The organism is Amycolatopsis sp. WAC 01416 (assembly GCF_003947485.1).
GTDB lineage: Bacteria > Actinomycetota > Actinomycetes > Mycobacteriales > Pseudonocardiaceae > Amycolatopsis.
Genome location: NZ_QHHX01000011.1, coordinates 380,096 through 386,806, shown reverse-complemented (window position 1 = coordinate 386,806; position 6,711 = coordinate 380,096). Strand labels below are relative to the sequence as shown.

Here is a 6,711-nt window from a genome sequence, read left to right as displayed (position 1 = left end):
CTGACCTGTCTCCGCAGGCAGCAACGGCGCGATCACCGCCCACGCCTTATCCGTCAGCTCACCACGACCCACCACACACCCATTGTCCGCACACGATCATGAACAAGATCCGCAGGACACGCCCTAGAACCCGAATCGCCACTCACGACCACCTGGACCTGCCGCGAACTCGGCCGTAGGCGACCGAACCGGTCCAGTTCGGCTTCCTGCGGCGCGAGCCGGACCAGCGGATTCCGTTACTCCGGCCGTGTCCGGCTCCCACCGGACGGGAACGGCGTGGCGGCTCCGCTTACAGTCGGGGTATGCAGACTTGGTCATCGGTCGACGTGCCCCGTATCCCCGGCACCCCCCGTCCGCTGCGGCTCCACGACACGGCGACGGGGCAGATCCGCCCCACGGCGCCCGGGTCGACCGCCCGGATGTACGTCTGCGGCATCACGCCGTACGACGCGACCCATCTGGGGCACGCCGCCACGTATCTGACATTCGACCTGGTGAACCGCCTGTGGCGGGACGCCGGGCACGACGTCCACTACGTGCAGAACGTGACGGACATCGACGAACCCCTGTTGGAGCGAGCGGAGCGGGACAAGGACGACTGGGTCGTCCTCGGCATGCGCGAGACCGCGCTGTTCCGCGAGGACATGACCGCGTTGCGGGTGCTGCCGCCGCGGCAGTTCGTCGGGGCCGTCGAGAGCATCCCTGAGATCGTCGAGGTCATCGCCAAGCTGCTGTCGAACGGCAGCGCCTACCGTGCCGACGACGCGGAGTACCCGGACATCTACTTCGCCCACAACGCGACCGGGCACTTCGGGTCCGAGTCGAACTACGACGCCGAGACCATGGCGAAGTTCTTCGCCGAACGCGGCGGCGACCCGGACCGCCCCGGCAAGCAGCATCCGCTCGACGCGTTGCTGTGGCGGATGGCGCGGCCGGGCGAGCCGTCGTGGGAGTCCGAACTGGGCGCGGGGCGGCCCGGCTGGCACATCGAGTGCAGCGCGATCGCGGTGAACCGGCTCGGCCTCGGCTTCGACGTCCAGGGCGGCGGCTCTGACCTGATCTTCCCCCATCACGAGTACAGCGCCGCGCACGCGGAGGCCGTCGCGGGGGACCGGCCGTTCGCGCGGCATTACGTGCACGCCGGGATGATCGGCCTCGACGGCGAGAAGATGTCGAAGTCGCGCGGGAACCTCGTGTTCGTCTCGCGGCTGCGTGCCGACAAGGTCGACCCCGGCGTGATCCGGCTCGCGCTGTTCGCCGGTCACTACCGCGAGGACCGGCCGTGGACGGAGCAGTTGCGCACGGACGCCGAAGCGCGCCTCGCGCGCTGGCGCGAAGCCGTCTCCATCGGCACGGGTCCGTCGGCGGAGGACACCGTCGCGCGGCTGCGTGACCACCTCACCGACGACCTCGACACGCCCAAGGCGCTCGCGGCCGTCGACGCCTGGGCGGAGGAGGCACTGAACCGTTCCGGCACCGACCCGGCGGCCCCCGGCCTGATCCGGAACGCCGTCGACGCGCTGCTCGGCATCGAGCTGTGAAGACACTGCTGGGGCGGGGAAGGTTCCCGCCCCAGCAGTGTGTATAACGCCCTACACGGCGACGCGGCCGGCCTCCAGCTGGAGGTGGTCACCGGCCCAATCCCGCCGCAGCCACCGATCATGTGACGCGATGACGACGGCACCCGGCGCGGAATCGAGCGCGGCGAACAGTTCCTCGGCCAAGGTGAGCGAGATGTGGTTGGTCGGCTCGTCCAGCAGGAGGACCTCCGGCGGATCGGCGATCAGCAACGCCAGCGCGAGCCGTCGCCGCTGCCCGACCGACAGCGCGCCCACCCGGGTCCCGAGATCGCGCGGGGCCAGCAGGCCGAGGCCGCGCAACGGGGGAGCGTCTTCGCCGAGGGCTTCGGCGTAGGTCCGCTGCGCGCTCTTCTCCGGCTCGGCGAACGAGACATCCTGCGCCAGCAGGCCGATCCGCACCCCGCGTCCGGAAAGGACGGTCCCGGAGTCCGGCGTCAGCGAGCCGGCGAGGACGGACAGCAGGGTCGACTTCCCGGCGCCGTTCCCGCCGGTGATCAGCAGCCGCGACGTCGTCGTGACGTCCAGGGTCGCCAGCCGCAGCCGTCCGGCGATCTCGATGTCCCGCACCGAGATGGCCGTCTTGTCCTCGCCGGGTTCGCCGGTCAGGCCGCCCTGGAACCGCAGCGGCGCGGGCGGCTTCCGCACCTGGTCGCGTTCCAGTTCGTCCAGCCGCAACTGGGCGTTGCGGACCCGGCGTGAGATCTGCTTCTGCACCCTCCCGGTCTTGAAGTCGTAGAGCATCTTGGCGTTGTCGCGCTGCGGCCGGTTGTGCGCCACGGCGCGCGCGGTGACGGCCACCGATTCGCGCAGTTCCTTGAGTTCGTCCTGCTCTTCGGCGTAGCGCTGTTCCCAGCGCGCCCGCTCGGCCCGCTTCTGGTCCAGGTAGTCGGAATAGGTGCCGCCATACCGGGTCGGGCCGCCCAGCGCCGGGTCGAGGTCGACGATGTCGGTGCACACCGCGTCGAGGAACACGCGATCGTGCGACGACAGCACGAGGACACCCGTCAGCGACGCGAGATGCTGTTCCAGGAACTCCATCGCGGCGTCGTCGAGGTGGTTCGTCGGCTCGTCCAGGATGAGCGTGCCCGGCCGCCGGATCAGCAACGCCGCGAGGCCGAGCCGCGACCGTTGCCCGCCCGACAGGGTGCCCAGTTCGCGCGCCGGGTCGATCCCGGCGAGCCCCAGACCCGCGCAGACGATCTCGGCCCGCCGGTCGGCGTCCCAGAGGTCGTGCGCTTGGGCCCATTCCAGGACGGTGCCGTACTCGTCGAGCACAGCGGTGTCGTCCGGATGCCGAGCGAGCGCTTCGGTCAGGTCGTCGAGCCTCGCCGACGCTTGCCGGATTTCGGCGAGCGCGTCGTCGATGACGTCGGAGAACCGCGCGGTCAACGCGAAAGGCAGCTCCTGCAAGAGGAATCCGAGGTCGTCGCCTCGCAGCACCTCGCCGGCGTCGGGCTCTTCGACCCCGGCCAGCAAGCGCAGGAGCGTGGACTTGCCGACGCCGTTCTCGCCGACCAGTCCGAGCCGCTGTCCGGCCGAAGCCGTCAGGTTCACGCCGTCGAGCACGACGCGGGCACCGTAGGAGTGGACGAGGTCTTTGGCGATCAGGGAAAGAGACATACGACATCACCGTGCTTCTGCGGACATGAGGGATCCCTGCCGGGCCTCGTGGCTTACGGGAGCGGTGCTCGACCGAAGCCGCCTCGGAGCGGGGAAGGTGCGATGTCAGTTGTCCATGATGCGAGCAGTCTAACGCAACCGATGTAGCGTTAGTCAACCCCTCTTTCGGGGGAGCCGGATCGCAGTCGCGTGGCCTCTTGTTCGGCGAACGCGCGCCCGTCGGTCATGACGCCGAGGAGTGCGGCGAGCTGACGCCGGTCGAGCCTGCCGAGGCGGTCGCCGAAGAACCGGGCCATGGGGGAGTAGAGGCCGGCGACTTCGTCGAGCCGGTCGGGCAGCGGACGGATCGCGATCCGGCGGCGGTCCGCGGGATCGGGGACGCGCTCGACCAGCCGCTGCGCCTCCATTCGGTCGAGCATCCGGGTCACCGCGCCGGTGGTCATGCCGAGGGCTCGCGCCAGCTCGGTCGGCGAGGTCGCGGCGCCGCTGATGACCAGCTGGAGGCCGTGCAGCTCGGTGGCGCTGATCTCGAGCCGCTCCGCCATGGCCGCCTGGAACAGGACGGTCGCGCTGACGAACCGGGGGATCTCCAAAGCCGCCGCGGTGGCGAGTTCTCGCTGGTCGGGCATGTGCTTCCCTGAGGCAGTAGTTGACCTGTGCAGTTACTGCTGCGTGCAGCAACTGTCTCGGCAAGGGTATCCGAGGGTTCGCTTGACATCCTGTCGGCCGCCTGTGAGTCTGAAAGAGAACTTTCGAAAGAATCCTTTCAGATTGGATCGGGTGATGACCGGGTTGCCGCCGCGCAAGCGGATCGAAGACGTCGAGCTGATGCGGGCGCTGGCGCATCCGCTGCGTTCGGCGCTGGTGGATCACCTCATGGCGGTCGGCCCGCGGACCGCGAGCGAATGCGCGGCGGCCGTCGGCTCGACCGCCTCCAACTGCAGCTGGCATCTCCGTCAGCTCGCTCAGCACGGCCTAGTGGAACGCGTCGAGGGGGAGGACGGCCGTGAGCGGCCCTGGCGGGCGTGCCAGGTCGGCATCGAGTTCGGCGACGACCCGGAGTTGCACGGCGCGCAACTGGCGGTCGTGGGCACCACCCTCGCGCGGGAGAAGGAGCTGACCGAGCGCTATCTCGACGCCGCAGACCGGCTCGACAAGGAGTGGCGGGACGCGTCCGGGATCAACAACTACTCGCTGCGGGTGACCGCGGCGGAACTGGACGAGCTGGTGCGGGGGATCGACGCACTCGTGCGGCCCTACGTCGGCGCGATCCGCGAAGACACTCCCGCGGAGGCCCTGCCGGTCCACTTGGGACTGCGGGCGTTCCTTCGCATCGACGCCGAGGGGAAGCCGAGCAGATGAAACCGTTGAGGGAACCCGCCTTCGCGCGGTTGTGGATCGCCGCCTTCTTCTCCGAGACCGCCGAGTGGATGCTGCAGATCGCGTTGCCGGTGTTCGTCTTCCAGGCGACGGGTTCGGCGGCCACCACGGCGTTGAGCATCGTCCTCGGCCTGGTGCCCGCGGTGCTGCTCAGCCCTGTCGCCGGCGTGATCGCGGACCGCTGGAACCGGCGGCTGGTGCTGTGCGTGGTGTGCGCGGGCCAGGCGTTCGTGGCGCTGCCGTTGCTGTTCGTCGCGGCCGGCGGCCCGGTGTACGTGATCTACGCGGTCATGGCCGCGCAAGCGGGGCTGGCTTCGTTGTTCGAGCCCGCCCGCAACGCGCTCGTGCCCGAACTGGTCGCCCCCGAGGAGCTGATCGGCGCCAACGGCCTCATGAGCATCAACGGAAGCGTCGCGCGGCTCGCCGGCGGCTGGGCGGGCGGGCTTCTGCTCGGATTCGGCGGCCTGGGCTGGGTCGTGGTGGCCTATCTCGGCGTGCTGGTGATCGGTTCGGCGCTGCTGGCGCGCCCATTTCCGCGCGTCGCCGCGCCCAAACAGGCAGGACCGCACGAACCGGTGTTGCGAGCCTGGATTGACGGGCTTCGCGAGATCGGTCGCGAAGGACGCCTTCGCCTCGCCGGGGTGGTCGTGGTGCTGACGTCCCTGGCGCAAGGGATGTTCCTGGTCCTGTTCGTGGTCTTCGTGCTCGACATCCTCGACGGCACCGAAGGCGACGTCGGCCTGCTTCGCGGTGTGCAGGCGCTAGGCGGGCTGGTCGCGGGGTTCGCCGTCGCCACCGTCGCCCGCAAGGTCGCGCCCGCCGCCCTGCTCGGCTGGGGCGGACTGGCGCTCGGACTGCTGTCGGCGGTGATCTGGAACCTGCCGGCACTGACCGCGTCGCTGGGTGTCTTCATCGGGCTCTTCGGCCTGGTCGGCGCCCCCGGAGTGCTCGCCGGTTCCGGGCTGCTCTCACTGGTCCAGACGACCGCGTCCCCCGAACGGTCCGGCCGCGTGCTGAGCACCGTCTTCGCCGGCACGGCGGGGTTCACGGCGCTGGGCGCGCTGCTGACGGGCGCGCTGGTGAACGTGCTGGGCACCGGAGTGCTGCTGAACGTCCAGGCGGGTCTGCACACCGTCTCGGCGTTGGTCGTTCTGGGCGTGTCGGCGTCGGGCAGGCCACGTCGTGACGCGGTTTCGGCGATTCCCCGGTCCGGGTGAAGCTACGGTGGTGGAGTGCCGCATCTCTTCGCCACCAGCGACCTCCACGTCACCCATGAGGGCAACGCCCCGCTCGTCGACGAGGTCGTCCCCCGAACCCCGGACGATTGGCTGCTCGTGGTCGGTGACGTCGCCGAACGCGTCGAATCGGTGATCGGGGTGCTCAAGACCCTGCGTGAACGTTTCGCGAAGGTCGTCTGGGTCCCCGGCAACCACGAGCTATGGACCACCCAGAAGGATGAATGTCAGCTGCGCGGCCAGGCGCGCTACGAGCATCTGGTCGAACGCTGCCGCGAGATCGACGTCCTCACCCCGGAGGATCCGTACCCGGTGTGGGAGCACCAGGACAAGCCGCTGACGATCGCCCCGCTGTTCGTGCTGTACGACTACAGCTGGCGGACTCCCGCGGCCGACGGGCTGCCGATGCTGGCCGCCATCGAGCAAGCGCGCGAGGCCGGCGTGCTGTGCACGGACGAGTTCTTCCTGCACCCCGACCCGTATCCCAGCAGGCAGGCCTGGTGCGCCGACCGGGTGAAGATCAGCACGGAACGGCTGGAGGCGATCCCCGAGGACCACGGGACGATCCTCATGTCGCACTGGCCGCTGCACCGCCACCCGACCGAGCCGTTGTACTTCCCGGAGTTCGCGCTGTGGTGCGGGACGACCGAGACCGAGGACTGGCACCTGCGCTTCCGGGCGGAGGTCGCCGTCTACGGGCACCTGCACATCCCGCGCTCCACCGAGGCGGACGGCGTGCGGTTCGAAGAGGTCTCGCTCGGCTATCCGCGGGAATGGCGGAAGCGGTCGCGGGGTCCGATCCCGCTGCGGCGCATCTTCTGAGCGGCCTCCCGGATGACATGAAAGGCCCCTTCATTGCAAAATTTGCAATGAAGGGGCCTTTCATAGCGCTTGAG

At 69.6% G+C, this 6,711-nt stretch carries 6 protein-coding genes; 4 read left to right on the top strand and 2 right to left on the bottom strand.

The genetic code is table 11. The features are described from left to right. The first annotated feature begins 302 nt into the window (after positions 1–302). Entirely contained in the window at positions 303–1,541 is a 1,239-nt protein-coding gene (mshC, locus tag DL990_RS34690) for a cysteine--1-D-myo-inosityl 2-amino-2-deoxy-alpha-D-glucopyranoside ligase (RefSeq protein ID WP_125789979.1), read from the top strand. Between the two features lie 51 nt (positions 1,542–1,592). Here mshC and DL990_RS34685 read toward each other — a convergent pair whose 3' ends face one another. Continuing rightward, complete coding sequence (locus DL990_RS34685) at positions 1,593–3,200, bottom strand: ABC-F family ATP-binding cassette domain-containing protein (RefSeq protein WP_125801245.1); 1,608 nt, start codon at positions 3,198–3,200, stop codon at positions 1,593–1,595. 149 nt (positions 3,201–3,349) lie between these two features. After that, entirely contained in the window at positions 3,350–3,829 is a 480-nt protein-coding gene (locus DL990_RS34680) for a MarR family winged helix-turn-helix transcriptional regulator (RefSeq protein WP_125789981.1), read from the bottom strand. A gap of 154 nt (positions 3,830–3,983) precedes the next feature. Here DL990_RS34680 and DL990_RS34675 point away from each other — a divergent pair, with 154 nt between their 5' ends. Genes DL990_RS34675 through DL990_RS34665 form a run of 3 tightly spaced genes read left to right on the top strand, consistent with a single transcriptional unit; the run spans position 3,984 to position 6,637 of the window. Further along, positions 3,984–4,562, top strand: coding sequence for a helix-turn-helix transcriptional regulator (locus DL990_RS34675; RefSeq protein WP_125789982.1), 579 nt, complete (start codon positions 3,984–3,986; stop codon positions 4,560–4,562). Next, positions 4,559–5,797, top strand: a complete 1,239-nt coding sequence (locus DL990_RS34670) for an MFS transporter (protein ID WP_125801244.1) — start codon at positions 4,559–4,561, stop codon at positions 5,795–5,797. Before DL990_RS34675 ends, DL990_RS34670 begins: the two co-directional genes overlap by 4 nt. A 15-nt stretch (positions 5,798–5,812) precedes the next feature. Then, positions 5,813–6,637 (top strand): metallophosphoesterase, encoded by an 825-nt coding sequence (locus tag DL990_RS34665; protein WP_125789984.1) that lies wholly within the window; start codon positions 5,813–5,815, stop codon positions 6,635–6,637. Positions 6,638–6,711: the final 74 nt, after the last annotated feature.